At 62.8% G+C, this 14905-nt stretch carries 16 protein-coding genes and 1 tRNA gene; all 17 read left to right on the top strand.

Going from position 1 to position 14905, the window contains the following annotated elements; translation table 11 throughout:
• Positions 1-267 precede the first annotated feature (267 nt).
• The 17 genes from accD (at position 268) to nuoK (ending at position 14899) form a co-directional block, all read left to right on the top strand.
• Entirely contained in the window at positions 268-1149 is an 882-nt protein-coding gene (accD, locus tag ACVOLV_RS15785) for an acetyl-CoA carboxylase, carboxyltransferase subunit beta (RefSeq protein ID WP_481555207.1), read from the top strand.
• Positions 1149-2507 (top strand): phosphoglucosamine mutase, encoded by a 1359-nt coding sequence (glmM, locus tag ACVOLV_RS15780; RefSeq protein ID WP_481555206.1) that lies wholly within the window; start codon positions 1149-1151, stop codon positions 2505-2507. The genes accD and glmM overlap by 1 nt, the downstream gene beginning before the upstream one ends.
• 73 nt (positions 2508-2580) lie before the next feature.
• Positions 2581-3519 (top strand): isopenicillin N synthase family dioxygenase, encoded by a 939-nt coding sequence (locus tag ACVOLV_RS15775; RefSeq protein ID WP_481555205.1) that lies wholly within the window; start codon positions 2581-2583, stop codon positions 3517-3519.
• A 158-nt stretch (positions 3520-3677) separates the two neighbouring features.
• Positions 3678-4433, top strand: coding sequence for a triose-phosphate isomerase (gene tpiA / locus ACVOLV_RS15770; RefSeq protein ID WP_481555204.1), 756 nt, complete (start codon positions 3678-3680; stop codon positions 4431-4433).
• Positions 4434-4462: 29 nt separating this feature from the next.
• Entirely contained in the window at positions 4463-4909 is a 447-nt protein-coding gene (gene secG / locus ACVOLV_RS15765; RefSeq protein ID WP_481555203.1) for a preprotein translocase subunit SecG, read from the top strand.
• Positions 4910-4957: 48 nt separating this feature from the next.
• A tRNA-Leu gene (locus ACVOLV_RS15760) sits at positions 4958-5042 on the top strand.
• Between the two features lie 112 nt (positions 5043-5154).
• Entirely contained in the window at positions 5155-5511 is a 357-nt protein-coding gene (locus ACVOLV_RS15755) for an NADH-quinone oxidoreductase subunit A (RefSeq protein WP_057633772.1), read from the top strand.
• Complete coding sequence (locus tag ACVOLV_RS15750) at positions 5502-6056, top strand: NuoB/complex I 20 kDa subunit family protein (protein WP_017354657.1); 555 nt, start codon at positions 5502-5504, stop codon at positions 6054-6056. Before ACVOLV_RS15755 ends, ACVOLV_RS15750 begins: the two co-directional genes overlap by 10 nt.
• Before the next feature lie 32 nt (positions 6057-6088).
• Positions 6089-6841 carry an NADH-quinone oxidoreductase subunit C gene (locus ACVOLV_RS15745; RefSeq protein WP_481544931.1) on the top strand — a complete coding sequence of 251 codons (753 nt, stop codon included), beginning with the start codon at positions 6089-6091 and terminating at the stop codon, positions 6839-6841.
• An 89-nt stretch (positions 6842-6930) separates the two neighbouring features.
• Positions 6931-8160, top strand: coding sequence for an NADH-quinone oxidoreductase subunit D (locus tag ACVOLV_RS15740; protein WP_481536345.1), 1230 nt, complete (start codon positions 6931-6933; stop codon positions 8158-8160).
• 91 nt (positions 8161-8251) lie between these two features.
• A complete protein-coding gene (nuoE, locus tag ACVOLV_RS15735) occupies positions 8252-8779 on the top strand; it encodes an NADH-quinone oxidoreductase subunit NuoE (RefSeq protein ID WP_282268404.1) in 528 nt (175 codons plus the stop codon).
• 3 nt (positions 8780-8782) lie between these two features.
• Complete coding sequence (nuoF, locus tag ACVOLV_RS15730; protein ID WP_282268405.1) at positions 8783-10120, top strand: NADH-quinone oxidoreductase subunit NuoF; 1338 nt, start codon at positions 8783-8785, stop codon at positions 10118-10120.
• A complete protein-coding gene (gene nuoG, locus ACVOLV_RS15725; protein ID WP_481555202.1) occupies positions 10117-12351 on the top strand; it encodes an NADH-quinone oxidoreductase subunit NuoG in 2235 nt (744 codons plus the stop codon). Before nuoF ends, nuoG begins: the two co-directional genes overlap by 4 nt.
• Entirely contained in the window at positions 12348-13442 is a 1095-nt protein-coding gene (gene nuoH, locus ACVOLV_RS15720; RefSeq protein ID WP_282268407.1) for an NADH-quinone oxidoreductase subunit NuoH, read from the top strand. Before nuoG ends, nuoH begins: the two co-directional genes overlap by 4 nt.
• Before the next feature lie 3 nt (positions 13443-13445).
• Positions 13446-13934, top strand: a complete 489-nt coding sequence (nuoI, locus tag ACVOLV_RS15715) for an NADH-quinone oxidoreductase subunit NuoI (RefSeq protein WP_296246079.1) — start codon at positions 13446-13448, stop codon at positions 13932-13934.
• 9 nt (positions 13935-13943) lie between these two features.
• On the top strand, positions 13944-14597 hold the full coding sequence (locus tag ACVOLV_RS15710) for an NADH-quinone oxidoreductase subunit J (RefSeq protein WP_057626696.1): 654 nt from the start codon (positions 13944-13946) through the stop codon (positions 14595-14597).
• Positions 14594-14899, top strand: a complete 306-nt coding sequence (gene nuoK, locus ACVOLV_RS15705; protein WP_054656949.1) for an NADH-quinone oxidoreductase subunit NuoK — start codon at positions 14594-14596, stop codon at positions 14897-14899. The genes ACVOLV_RS15710 and nuoK overlap by 4 nt, the downstream gene beginning before the upstream one ends.
• Positions 14900-14905 lie beyond the last annotated feature (6 nt).

Raw genomic sequence — 14905 nt, 5'->3', positions numbered from 1 at the left:
GGAGCATTACCTGGAAAGCCCTTGCCGAGCATGGCTCGGCACTACAGGACGCTCTATCGGTGATGCCCCTGCCGAGCATGGCTCGGCACTACAGGACGCTTATCGGTAATGCCTCTGCCGAGCATGGCTCGGCACTACGGAGCGGCCAAACATACTTGCCAGTAGGGATTGCGCCAGATCCGGTGCTGCAACTTGGTCGCAGTGGTGAGCTAGACTGTGGGCCCTGTCGTGGCCGTAAGGCCACCCTGAACGGAATTGTCATCCCGCATGAGTTGGCTCAGCAAGTTGATGCCGTCCGGCATCCGTACCGACAACACGCCCTCCAAAAAACGCAGCGTCCCCGAGGGGCTGTGGGAAAAATGCAGTAGCTGCGGCGCGGCCCTGTACCGCCCGGAGCTTGAAGAGAACCTCGAGGTCTGCCCGAAGTGTGGGCATCACATGGCCATCCGCGCGCGCGCGCGCCTGGCCTCGTTGTTTGACGCTGACAGCACCACCGAGATCGCTGCCCGCCTTGGGCCGACCGACGTGCTCAAGTTCAAGGACCAGAAGAAATACGTTGAGCGCATCAAGGCCAGCCAGAAGAGCACCGGCGAATACGATGCATTGATCGCCATGCGCGGCCTGTTGAAGGGGCGTCCGTTGGTGGCCTCGTCCTTCGACTTCGCCTTCATGGGCGGCTCGATGGGCTCGGTGGTCGGCGAGCGCTTCACGCTGGCGGCAGAGGCTGCGTTGGAGATTGGCTGTCCTTACGTGTGCTTCTCCGCCTCTGGCGGTGCACGCATGCAGGAAGGCCTGTTCTCGCTGATGCAGATGGCCAAGACCTCGGCCGCGTTGGCCAAGCTGCGTGAAGCCGGTCTGCCGTACATCTCGGTGCTGACCCATCCCACCACCGGTGGCGTGTCGGCCTCGTTCGCGATGCTGGGTGATATCAATATCGCTGAGCCGCAGGCGCTGATCGGCTTTGCCGGCCCGCGCGTGATCGAGCAGACCGTGCGCGAAAAACTGCCGGAAGGCTTCCAGCGCTCGGAGTTCCTGCTTGAGCACGGTGCCATCGACCAGATCTGTGATCGCCGCGAGATGCGGGATCGCTTGGCCGAGCTGTTGGCCATGCTGGGCCGCCAGCCGCAGCACGAGGAAGCCGCTGCCTGATGAGCACGCGCAAGTATTTTGGTACCGACGGCATCCGCGGCCGGGTCGGCAAGGGCGTCATTTCCGCTGATTTCGTGTTGCGCGTCGGTAATGCGCTGGGTCGTGTGCTGGTTGCCCGTAGTGGTGGCCAGCAGCCGACGGTGGTGATCGGCAAGGACACGCGCATCTCCGGCTACATGTTCGAGTCGGCGTTGGAGGCGGGTCTGGTTGCCGCAGGTGCCAATGTGCAGCTGATCGGGCCGATGCCGACGCCGGCGGTGGCCTTCCTGGCACATACGCTGGGTGCCGATGCCGGCATCGTCATCAGTGCCTCGCACAACCCGCACTACGACAATGGCATCAAGTTCTTCTCCGCCGAAGGCGAGAAGCTCGATGACGCCACCGAGCTGGCACTGGAAGCTGCGATGGATCAGCCGTTCTCGACGGTGGAATCCGAGCAGCTGGGCAAGGCGGTGCGCGCGCGTGATGCGGTCGGCCGTTACATCGAGTTCTGCAAGGCCAGTGTGCCGCGTAACTTCTATCTGCGCGGGCTCAAGGTCGTGCTCGATTGCGCCCATGGCGCTACCTATCATGTCGCGCCATTGCTGTTCCGCGAGCTGGGTGCGGAAGTGACCGCCATCGGTGCCGAGCCCAATGGCATCAACATCAATGATGGCGTGGGCTCGATGCATATCGACAGCCTGGCGCGCAAGGTGGCCGAGGTCGGTGCCGATATCGGTATCGCCTTCGATGGTGATGGCGACCGCGTGTTGATGGTCGATCACACCGGTGCCGCCGTGGATGGCGATGGTTTGCTGTACGTGCTGGCCAAGGCATGGCAGGCCAATGGCCGTCTGCGTGGGCCGGTAGTCGGCACCTTGATGACCAACTACGGGATGGAGCAGGCGCTGGAGCGGTTGGGTATTCCGTTCGTCCGCGCCAATGTTGGCGACCGCTACGTCCACCAGGCCCTGGTCGAGGGCAATGGTGTGCTCGGCGGTGAAGCCTCTGGCCACATCCTGTGCCTGGACCGGGCCACCACCGGTGACGCCATTGTCAGTGCCTTGCAGGTGCTGGAAGTGCTCGGTGGTGCCGGCATGAACCTGCGGCAGGCGCTGCAGGGGCTGGCGATGGTGCCGCAGAAGACGATCAATGTGCGCCTGGAAACGGGTGCGCGCGAAGTGGTTGCAAGTGCGCCGGTGCAAGCTGCGCTGGCGGCCGCGCAGGCAGCGGTGGCTGGGCGGGGCAGGGCGTTCCTGCGGCCGTCGGGTACCGAGCCGGTGGTGCGGGTCACGGTCGAGGCCGATGAGGCCGGGCTGATGAGCGCTACGCTTGAGGCGTTGGCCGACGCGGTTCGTTCGGCTGCCGCACAGGTTTGAGCTGGATCATAGTGGTGTTGCCGGGATGTCGGTTCCAATAGCCGCCGTCCCGTTCCCTTCCTTGGAGTTTTGTATGAGTTCCCGCATTCCCACCCTCGACATCACCCGTTTCGATACCGACCGTGACGCCTTCGTGGCCGAACTTGGCGCGGCGTATCGGCAGTGGGGTTTTGCGGGTATTCGCAACCACGGCATTCCGCAGGCGGAGATCGACGCCGCGTATGACGTGTTCAAGGCATTCTTTGCGCTGCCTGAAGATGTGAAGAAGCAGTACCACATCGCTGGCGGCGGCGGTGCGCGTGGCTATACCCAGTTCGGTGTGGAAACCGCCAAGGGCTCCAAGCACTTCGACCTCAAGGAGTTCTGGCATATCGGCCGCGAGATCGGCGATGACTCCAAGTACCGCGAGGTGATGCCGCCGAACCTGTGGCCGAGCGAAGTACCGGGCTTCAAGGAGTACGGTTACGGCCTCTACCAGAAGCTCGACCAGCTGGGTTCGCGCGTGTTGTCGGCACTGGCCCTGCACATCGGCCTGCCGGAAGACTACTTCGCCGACAAGACCAACAACGGCAACTCGATCCTGCGTCCGATCCATTACCCGCCGATCACCACCGACGATATCCCCAACGTGCGCGCCGGCGCCCATGGCGACATCAACTTCATCACCTTGCTGGTCGGTGCCAGCGCGGCCGGCCTGGAAGTGCAGTCGCATGAAGGCGAGTGGGTGCCGTTCACCTCCGACGCCGACACCATCGTGGTCAACATCGGTGACATGCTGCAGCGCCTGACCAACCATGTGTACCCGTCCACGATCCATCGCGTGGTCAATCCCCCGGGTGAGCTGGCGCGCAAGCCGCGTTACTCGGTGCCGTTCTTCCTGCACCCGAACCCGGATTTCCTGATCGACGTGCTGCCCTCGTGCGTCACCGCGGAAAACCCGAGCCGCTACCCGGAGGCGATCACCGCCCATGGCTTCCTTGAAGAGCGTCTGCGCGAGATCAAGCTGAAGTAAGCCGGCGCTGGCCGAAGTAGCTGGCACATCGACGCCGCCGCGGCCCCTGGTCCGGCGGCGTTTCTGCATCTTGTCTTCCGTTGTCCGCAGCTTGTCCTGGCTATGTCCGTAGATCGGCTATCCTTTGCCGATACTTTTTACCGCGGAGTTATGCCTGAATGCGCCAAAAAATCGTTGCCGGTAACTGGAAGCTGCATGGCAGCCGTCAATTTGCCACCGATCTGGTCGGGCAGGTGGCCGCTGGCCTGCCGTTGCCCGGCGTGCACCTGGTGATCCTGCCGCCGTTGCCCTACCTGGGTGATCTGGTCGAGGATTTCGAGGATACGGAGCTGGCCTTCGGCTCGCAGGATGTCAGTAGCAACGAGAAAGGCGCTTATACCGGTGAAGTCTCGGCGAGCATGCTGGTGGATGTCGGTGCTACCCATGGTCTGGTCGGGCACTCCGAGCGCCGTCAGTACCATAACGAGAGCAGCGAGCTGGTGGCGCGCAAGTTCGTGGCCGCCATCAATGCTGGTCTGGTTCCAGTCTTATGTGTCGGTGAGACGCTTGGGCAGCGCGAGGCCGCGCAGACCGAGGCGGTGATTGCCTCGCAGCTCGCGCCAGTGCTGGATCTGGCCGGGGTGCAGGCCTTTGCCAAGGCCGTTGTCGCCTATGAGCCGGTCTGGGCAATTGGCACCGGCCGTACCGCCACGCCGGAGCAGGCGCAGGCGGTGCATGCGTTCATTCGTGGCGTAGTCGCCGAGCGCGATGCTAGAATTGCGGATTCGTTGTCGATCCTTTATGGCGGCAGCGTCAAGCCCGACAACGCAGCAGAGCTGTTTTCACAGCCTGACGTCGATGGCGGGCTGGTAGGTGGCGCTTCGCTGGTGGCGGCTGATTTTCTGGCCATCGCGAGAGCAGCGGCCAGTCGCTAACGGGTAATTGTCCGGGACGGATTTCTAAAATGCTGATGTTGATCCTCAATGTGGTCTATGTGCTGGTGGCGCTCGCGATGATCGCGCTGATCCTGATGCAGCGTGGCTCAGGTGCTGCCGCTGGTTCGGGCTTCGGTGCCGGTGCGTCGGGTACGGTGTTTGGTGCGCGCGGCGCGTCCAACTTCCTGTCCAAGAGCACCAAGTGGCTGGCCGTGGTGTTTTTCGGCATCAGCTTGTTCATGGCGTGGTACGCCAGCCACGGTTCGCGTCCGGCGGACCAGGGTGTCGGCCTGATGGGTGCGGTTGAGGCGGCGGCTCCGGCTGCTGCGCCGGCGGCTCCGGCAGGTGAGTTGCAGGCCGTTCCGGCAGCTCCGGCTGCCGCGGCGGTGGGTGAAGTGCCGCAGGCAACGGCTCCGGCGGAAAATATTCCCGCCCAGAGCGAAGAAAAGCCCGCTGAACCCGCACAGAAAGACTGAAGACGGTTACAATACGCGGCGCACTGCGAAGCAGCTGCGCTGACGTAGGCCCAGGTGGCGGAATTGGTAGACGCACTACCTTGAGGTGGTAGCGACGTAAGTCGTAGGGGTTCGAGTCCCCTCTTGGGCACCATTGTTTTATGCGGGTACACGGGTTGCAGCAGCGGCCCGTCGTGGCAAGTCCCGTTCATCCCCCATGCCTTGGCACCTGCAGGTGTCCCGGGCAGAGGCAAGAGAGAATCGCTGTGCTGGCCGAATATTTGCCGTCTCTGCTGTTTCTGATCGTCGCCACCGGCATTGGCGTTACGCTGATGTTGATCGGTCGGTTCCTCGCTCCGCGTTCGCCGGATAACGAGAAGCTCTCCGCCTACGAGTGTGGCTTCGAGGCGTTCGAGAACGCGCGCATGAAGTTTGACGTGCGCTACTACCTCATCGCCATCCAGTTCATCGTCTTTGACCTGGAAATCATCTTTATTGTGCCCTGGACCCAGGTGTTCATGGAGCTCGGCGCCCGCTCGCTGGTCACCATGGGCTTGTTCGTGGGCATGCTGTTCCTCGGCTTTATTTACGTGTGGAAGAAGGGAGCGCTGGAATGGGAGTGATCCAAACTCTCGACGGCCTGATGAACAACCCCGTCCCGGAAGGGCGGGTTGATGACATTCTGCGGCCTGAAGGCGATAACCCCCTGCTCGAGAAGGGCTATGTGACCACCAGCGTTGATGCGCTGTTGAACTGGGCACGTACCGGCTCGATGTGGCCCATGACCTTCGGTCTGGCCTGCTGCGCGGTGGAAATGATGCACGCTGGTGCGGCGCGTCTGGACCTTGATCGTTATGGCGTGGTGTTCCGTCCCTCGCCGCGACAGTCCGACGTGATGATCGTTGCCGGCACCCTGGTCAACAAGATGGCCCCGGCGCTGCGCAAGGTCTACGACCAGATGCCGGACCCGAAGTGGGTCATCTCGATGGGTAGCTGCGCCAATGGCGGCGGTTACTACCATTACTCCTACGCAGTGGTGCGCGGTTGTGATCGCGTGGTGCCGGTGGACGTCTATGTCCCGGGTTGCCCGCCGACCGCCGAAGCGCTGGTGTACGGCATTTTGCAGCTGCAGAAGAAGATCTGGCGAACCCAGACCATCGCACGCTGACCCCTTTTCAAATCAAGAGCACGCCAGCCCCCATGGCCCAGCAAGCACCTTCTCTCATCGATAAACTTCGCGCCCGCTTTGCCGGTGCGCAGGTTGTGGTGGTCGAACCGCGCGGCGAAGTAACGCTGGAAGTGGCTGTTGCCGATTGGCACGCAACCGCTCTGGCGCTGCGTGACGAGTTCGGCTTCGAGCACGCCACTGATCTGTGCGGCGTCGATTACCTCGGTTACGGCAGCGACGAGTGGGATACCTCGGACGTTTCCTCGCACGGCTTCAGCCGTGGCGTGGAAGGCAGTGGCGCCGGTCGTTTCGCTTGGGGTGAATTCCCCAGCCACGAAACCGCCGAAGGCGCGCAGCCGGATGCACTGCCGAAGCAGCGCTTCGCGGTGGTCTGCCAGCTGCGTTCCTACCAGCACAATCAGCTGCTGCGCATCCGCTGCTACGCGCCGAGCGAGTCGTTGCCGGTGGTGGCCTCGCTGACCGACATTCATCCGGGCCTGAACTGGTTCGAGCGCGAAGCGTTCGACCTGTACGGCGTGATCTTCGAAGGTCACCCGGACCTGCGTCGCATCCTGACCGACTACGGTTTCGTGGGCCATCCGTTCCGCAAGGATTTCCCGCTGATCGGCAACGTCGAAGTGCGTTACGACGAAGAAAAGAAGCGTGTGGTCTACGAGCCGGTGACTTCGGTCGAGCCGCGCGTAGGCGTGCCGCGTGTTATCCGCGACGATGCCCGTTTCCAGACCGCTGAAGGCGAGCGCGCGCAGACGGAGGCAAGCAAGTGAGTGCGGACGTAAAGAAGGAATTCCACCAGGCCTCGCAGGCCTTTGCGAGCAATCCTGCTGAAGCCAAGCAGGAGATCCGCAACTACACCATGAACTTCGGCCCGCAGCATCCGGCCGCGCACGGTGTGCTGCGTCTGATCCTGGAGATGGACGGCGAGACCATCATGCGCGCCGATCCGCATATCGGCCTGCTGCACCGTGCGACCGAAAAGCTGGCCGAATCCAAGCCGTTCAACCAGTCGATCGGTTACATGGATCGCCTGGATTACTGCTCGATGATGTGCAACGAGCACGCCTATGTCCGCGCCATCGAAACCCTGGTGGGTATCGAAGTGCCGGAGCGTGCGCAGTACATCCGCACCATGTTCGATGAAGTCACCCGCGTCCTGAACCACTTGATGTGGCTGGGCTCCAACGCGCTCGATCTGGGCGCGATGGCGGTGATGCTGTACGCCTTCCGTGAGCGCGAAGAGCTGATGGATTGCTATGAAGCAGTCTCCGGCGCGCGCATGCACGCGGCTTACTACCGTCCGGGTGGTGTGTACCGTGACCTGCCGGACACGATGCCGAAGTACAAGGAATCGCGTTGGCACAAGGGTAATGCGCTGAAGCGTCTGAACGCTTCGCGCGAGGGCTCGCTACTCGACTTCCTGGAGAACTTCACCAAGGAGTTCCCGGGTCGCGTTGACGAATACGAAACCCTGCTGACCGACAACCGTATCTGGAAGCAGCGTACCGTTGGCATCGGCGTGATCACCCCGGAGCATGCAATGGCCTGGGGCATGACCGGCGTGATGCTGCGTGGTTCGGGTATCGCCTGGGATCTGCGCAAGAAGCAGCCGTATGCCAAGTACGACGCGGTCGATTTCGACCTGCCGTTGGGCACCAAGGGCGACTGCTACGACCGTTACCTGGTGCGTATTGCCGAGATGCGCGAATCCAACCGCATCATCAAGCAGTGCGTGGCGTGGCTGAAGGCCAACCCGGGCCCGGTGATGGTCAAGAACTTCAAGGTTGCCCCGCCGGCTCGCGCCGAGATGAAGGACGACATGGAAGCGCTGATCCATCACTTCAAGCTGTTCAGTGAAGGCTACTGCGTGCCGGCCGGCGAAACCTATGCGGCGGTTGAAGCGCCCAAGGGCGAGTTCGGTTGCTACCTGGTTTCCGACGGTGCCAACAAGCCGTTCCGCGCCCATCTGCGCGCGCCGGGCTTCGCTCATCTGTCCTCGATCGACTCGGTCGTCCGCGGCCACATGCTGGCCGACGTGGTGGCGATGATCGGCACCTACGACCTCGTGTTCGGCGAGGTTGACCGGTAATGCCGGCGGATCACACATCGTCCGTTGCCTGCGCGGCCCTGCCGCCGCAGGCATCGGTTTTTCAGCTTTTGGTATTCGTTGAGGTCGGCCTATGAAGGCGACGGGTAATTTCGAGGCGGCGCGTAACGTCGACCCGATGGTGGTGCTGAGCGACAAGACGCGCGCTCACATCGATCACTGGCTGTCCAAGTTTCCGCCCGATCGCAAGCGTTCGGCGGTGCTGCAGGGCCTGCATGCCGCACAGGAGCAGAACCAGGGCTGGCTGAGCGACGAGCTGATCGCCGGCGTGGCCAAGTACCTGGACCTGCCGTTCGTGTGGGCGTACGAAGTTGCAACCTTCTACTCGATGTTCGAGACCGAGAAGGTTGGCCGCAACAACGTCGCCATCTGCACCAACGTCAGCTGCTGGCTCAATGGCGCCGACGACATCGTCCGCCATTGCGAGAAGAAGCTGGGCATCAAGCACGGTGAATCGACCGCCGACGGCCGCGTCTACCTCAAGAAAGAGGAAGAGTGCCTGGCTGGCTGCGCCGGTGCGCCGATGATGGTCATCAACGGCCATTACCACGAGCGCCTGACGCTGGACCAGGTCGACGCGCTGCTGGACGGGCTGGAGTAAGGCATGGCACACCACGAATCCAAGGGTCCGGTCGGGCCGGCGCCACTTCCGCACAACGTGGTCTACACCACGCTGCATTACGACACCCCGTGGTCGTACGAAAGCTATCTGAAGACCGGTGGCTACGCCGCGCTGCGCAAGATCCTCGAAGAGAAGATCCCGCCGGCCGACGTCATCGAGATGGTCAAGCAGTCCGGTCTGCGTGGCCGTGGCGGTGCAGGCTTCCCGACTGGCCTGAAGTGGTCCTTCATGCCCAAGGGTGATGTGCAGAAGTACATCCTCTGCAACTCGGATGAATCCGAGCCGGGCACCTGCAAGGACCGCGACATCCTGCGTTACAACCCGCATTCGGTCGTGGAAGGCATGGCGATCGCCTGCTACGCCACCGGCTCGACCGCGGCGTACAACTACCTGCGTGGTGAGTTCCACCACGAGCCGTTCGAGCATTTCGAGCAGGCCCTGGCCGACGCCTACAAGCACGGCTGGCTGGGCAAGAACGTGCTGGGCAGCGGTTGCGACATCGACATCTATGGCGCGCTCGGCGCCGGCGCTTACATCTGCGGTGAAGAAACCGCGCTGATGGAATCGCTGGAAGGCAAGAAGGGCCAGCCGCGTTACAAGCCGCCGTTCCCGGCCAACTTCGGCCTGTACGGCAAGCCGACCACGATCAACAACACCGAGACCTATGCCTCGGTGCCGGCGATCATCCGCAACGGCGCGGAGTGGTTCAAGAACCTGAGCCTGACCAACAACGGCGGCCCGAAGTGCTTCTCGGTCTCCGGCTGCGTGACCAAGGGCGGCAACTTCGAAGTGCCGCTGGGCACCACCTTCGACGACCTGCTGGCGATGGCCGGTGGCCTGCGTCCGGGCCGCAAGCTGAAGGGCGCAATCCCGGGCGGCGTGTCGATGCCGGTGCTGACCGCCGAGCAGCTCAACGGGCTGGCGATGGACTACGACACCATCCGTGCACTGGGCTCGGGCCTGGGTTCGGGTGCCATCGTGGTGCTGGATGACAGCGTCTGCTGCGTCAAGTTCGCCTGCCGCATCAGCCAGTTCTTCCACAAGGAATCCTGTGGCCAGTGCACCCCGTGCCGTGAAGGCACCGGCTGGATGCACCGCGTGCTGGAGCGCATCGTCGCCGGCCAGGCCACGATGGAAGACCTGCATCAGCTGAAGACGGTTGCCGGCCAGATTGAAGGCCACACCATCTGTGCGTTCGGTGAGGCGGCAGCGTGGCCGATTCAAGGCTTCCTGCGCCAGTTCTGGAACGAATTCGAGTACTACATCGTCAACGGTCATTCGATGGTTGACGGCAAGAAGGTGGAGACTGCTGCCGCATGAGCGCGCAACCGGTAAATCCCAATGTACCGCCGGATCACGTGACCATCGATATCGATGGTCAGTCCCTGGTCGTACCCAAGGGTTCGATGATCATCCAGGCCGCCGACAAGGCTGGCATTCCGATTCCGCGCTTCTGCTACCACGAGAAGTTGCCGATCGCCGCAAACTGCCGCATGTGCCTGGTCGACGTTGAAAAGTCGCCCAAGCCGTCGCCGGCCTGCGCAACCCCGGTCATGGATGGCATGAAGATCCAGACCCGCAACGAGAAGGCGCTCAAGTACCAGCGTTCGGTGATGGAGTTCCTGCTCATCAACCACCCGCTGGACTGCCCGATCTGCGATCAGGGCGGCGAGTGCGAACTGCAGGACGTGTCGCTGGGCTATGGCCGTTCGGTCAGCCGCTTCAACGAGCGCAAGCGCGTCGTGGTCGACGAGGACATGGGGCCGCTGGTCGCCACCGAGATGACCCGCTGTATCCAGTGCACCCGTTGCGTGCGCTTCACCGCTGAAGTCGCTGGCACCTACGAACTGGGTGGCATGTCGCGTGGTGAGAACCTGCAGATCGGCACCTACGACGGCAAGCCGTTGACCACCGAGCTGTCCGGTAACGTCATCGACGTGTGCCCGGTCGGTGCGCTGACCAACAAGGTGTTCCAGTTCAAGGCACGCCCGTGGGAACTGACCGCTCGCGAGTCGCTGGGTTACCACGACGCGATGGGCTCGAACCTGTTCCTGCACACCCGTCGTGGCGAAGTGCTGCGTGCGGTGCCGCGTGACAACGAGCTGGTCAACGAGTGCTGGCTGTCCGATCGCGATCGTTATTCGCACCAGGGCCTGTATGCGGCCGACCGCGCGGTCAAGCCGCTGCAGAAGGTCAATGGTGAGTGGAAGGAAGTGAGCTGGGCCGAAGGTCTGGCCGCTGCCCGCGAAATCTTCGAAGCCAACCGTGGCGACGAGCTCGGCGTGCTGGTGCACCCGGCAACGTCGAACGAGGAGGGCGCTCTGCTGGCCCGCCTGGCCGCTGGCCTGGGTTCGAACAACATCGACCACCGCATCAACAACCGCGACTTCTCCGATGCGCCGGTTGCCGAAGCCTTCGGCATGTCGTTGGCCGACATCGAACACGCCGATCATATCGTCGTGCTGGGTAGCAATATCCGCCACGAACTGCCGCTGCTGCATGCTCGCCTGCGCAAGGCGCAGACCAGCAACGGCGCCAAGATCCATTCGATCAACCCGGTCGATTTCGACTTCGCGTTCAAGCTGGCTGGCAAGCACATCGTTGCACCGTCGCGCTTTGTCGAGACGCTGGGCAACACGCAGTTGGTCGACGCGGTGAAGGGCGGCAACAACACCGTCATCATCGTCGGTGCAATTGCCGAGAATCACCCGCAGGCTGCCAACATCCGTGCTGCTGTCAGCGCGTTTGCCGCTGCCACCGGCGCCAAGCTGTGCCGCATCCCGCAGGGTGCGAATGCCGTGGGCCTGGCCCAGGCTGGCGTGCTGCCGGCTGGCATGGACGTCAATGCAATGCTGGCGCAGCCGCGCAAGGCCTATGCCCTGTACGGCATCGAGCCGGGCCTGGACTTCGCCGATACCGCCGCTGCCCGCAAGGCGCTGGTCGGTGCCAAGGTTGTGGCCTTCAGCCACTTCGCCTGCACCTCGACCCGCGATGTGGCCGACGTGATCCTGCCGATCGGCGCGCTGCCGGAAATCGACGCCACGCTGACCAATCTGGACGGCCGCAACCAGGTCGCCCGCGCTGGCGGCAAGCTGCAGGGCGAGGCCCGTGAGGGCTGGCGCGTGCTGCGTGCGCTGGGCGGTGACATGCAGTTGGCCGGTTTCGGTTTCACCGATCTTGCAGGCCTGCGTGCCGGTCTGCAGCCGGTCACGGTCAAGGTTGCCGCTTCGGCGCAGCCGCAGCTGGCGGGCGAGGGCTTTGAAGTTGCCTCGACCCCGGCGATCTACCGCACCGATGCCGTCGTGCGTCGTGCGCAGGCGCTGCAGTCGCATCCGCTCAACAACGATCCGCGCATCGTGCTCAACGCCGATGACGCCGCGCGTCTGCAGCTGAGCGAAGGCCAGATGGCCAAGGTCGGTACCGACGCTGGCCGCGCCACGCTGTCGGTTGTGGTCGACGCGCGCGTCGCCGCCGGTACGGTGTGGATTGAATCGGGCCACGGCGCAACCGCGCCGCTGGGTGCCGCTCGGGTAACGGTGGTGGCTGCATGAACGAGTTGCTGTTAAACGCGATCGACCCCTTGTTCCAGTGGTTCATGTCACTGGGTGACATCGGTATCGTGCTGTGGACGGTGATCAAGATCCTCTTGATCGCCATGCCGGTGATCATCTCGGTTGCCTTCTACGTGTTGTGGGAGCGCAAGCTGATCGGCTGGATGCACGTTCGCCACGGGCCGATGTATGTCGGTCTGGGCGGCCTGCTGCAGGCCTTCGCCGACGTCACCAAGCTGCTGTTCAAGGAAATCATTGCCCCGGCCAGCGCACACAAGGCGATGTACATCATCGCGCCGTTGATCGTGCTGGCACCGTCGTTCGCGGCGTGGGCAGTGGTTCCGTTCGATTACAAGTTGGTGCTGTCCAACGCCAACGTTGGTCTGCTGTACCTGCTGGCGATGACCTCGCTGGGCGTGTACGGCGTGATCCTCGCCGGTTGGGCCTCCAACTCCAAGTACGCCTTCCTCGGTGCGATGCGTTCGGCCGCACAGGTGGTCAGCTACGAAATCGCGATGGGCTTCGCCCTGGTCGGCGTGATGATCGCCGCCGGCAGCTTGAACCTGACCGACATCGTGCTGGCGCAGAAGGGTAATTCGGGCCTGTTCGACTGGTTCCTGCTGCCGCTGTTCCCGTTGTTCGTCGTGTACTGGGTGTCCGGCGTTGCCGAAACCAACCGCGCGCCGTTCGACGTGGTGGAAGGTGAGTCGGAAATCGTTGCCGGCCACATGGTGGAGTACTCCGGCGGTGCGTTCGCACTGTTCTTCCTGGCCGAGTACGCCAACATGATCCTGGTCAGCTTCCTGATCTCGATCTTCTTCCTCGGTGGCTGGCTGAGCCCGCTCCAGGGTTGGATCACGGCCGACATCTCGCCGTGGATCAACTGGATCTGGACCGGCGGTTGGCCGTGGTTGCTGCTCAAGGTGCTGTTCTTCGCCAGTGCGTACATCTGGTTCCGTGCCAGCTTCCCGCGCTTCCGTTATGACCAGATCATGCGTCTGGGCTGGAAGGTGTTCATCCCGCTGACCATTTTCTGGATCGCGGTGACGGCACTGATGGTGTTCTACGGCGTGATCCAGAAGGGCGTTTGATTCATGAATAAGATCACCCACTATTTCAAAAGCCTGCTGCTCCTGGAGTTGCTCGGCGGCTTGTGGCTGACGTTGAAATACACGTTCAAGCCCAAGTACACCGTGATGTACCCGATGGAGAAGTTCCCGCAGTCGCCGCGTTTCCGTGGCCTGCACGCCCTGCGCCGTTACCCCAACGGTGAAGAGCGTTGCATCGCCTGCAAGCTGTGCGAAGCGGTGTGCCCGGCACTGGCGATCACCATCGACTCGGCCAAGCGCGAAGACGGCACCCGCCGTACCACGCGTTACGAAATCGATCTGTTCAAGTGCATCTTCTGCGGCTTCTGCGAAGAAAGCTGCCCGGTGGACTCGATCGTCGAGACCCACATTCTCGAGTACCACTTCGAGAAGCGTGGCGAGAACATCATCACCAAGCCGCAGCTGCTGGCAATTGGCGACCGGCTTGAAGCCGAAATCGCCGAGCGCCGCGCCGCCGACGCCGCCTTCCGCTGAGGTCTTGAGATGGATTGGGTAAATATTGCTTTCTGGTTCTTCTCCATCATTGCCGGCATTTCCGCGGCAGCGGTGATCAGCGTGCGCAACCCGGTGTACGCCGTGCTGTGCTTGATTCTGACGTTCTTCTCCATCGCCTGCGTCTGGCTGCTGGTGGGGGCGGAGTTCCTTGGCGTCACCCTGGTGCTGGTCTACGTCGGCGCGGTGATGGTGTTGTTCCTGTTCGTGGTGATGATGCTGGACATCGACACCACCAACCTGCGTGAAGGCTGGGTGCGTTACCTGCCGGTCGGCCTGGTGGTCGCGGTGGTGATGCTGGTGCAGATGCTGACCCTGATCGGCATCAAGGCACGTACCGCGCCATTCCCGGTGGACAACGCTGCTGCGGTTGCTGCCGATACGTCCAACATCACCTGGCTGGCACGCAGCCTGTTCACTGAATACCTGCTGCCGTTCGAGTTCGCGGCCGTGATCCTGACCGTGGCCGTGGTGGCAGCCGTGATGCTGACCCTGCGCCGTCGCGAAGGCCTGAAGACGCAGAACCCGACCGAGCAGACCATGACCAAGGCAAAAGACCGCCTGCGCATGGTCAAGATGGCCGCCGAAAAGCCGGTGGTGCAGGTCGATACGCAACATGATGGTGGCGAGGAGGCCAAGCCATGATTTCCCTGGGCCATATGCTCGCGCTGGGCGCGGTGATGTTCTGCATCAGCGTTGCCGGCATCTTCCTCAACCGCAAGAACATCATCGTGCTGTTGATGTCGATCGAACTGATGCTGCTGTCGGTGAACATCAACTTCATCGCCTTCTCGCGTGAGCTGGGCGACACCGCCGGTCAGCTGTTCGTGTTCTTCATCCTGACCGTGGCCGCAGCCGAAGCTGCAATCGGCCTCGCGATCCTGGTGACCTTGTTCCGTACTCGCCACACCATCAACGTGGGCGAAGTCGATTCGCTGAAGGGCTGATCCGAA

Source organism: Stenotrophomonas sp. STEN023 (assembly GCF_056760135.1).
Note: the sequence above shows the minus strand (reverse complement) of the source record. Positions and strands in the feature narration are given on the sequence as shown.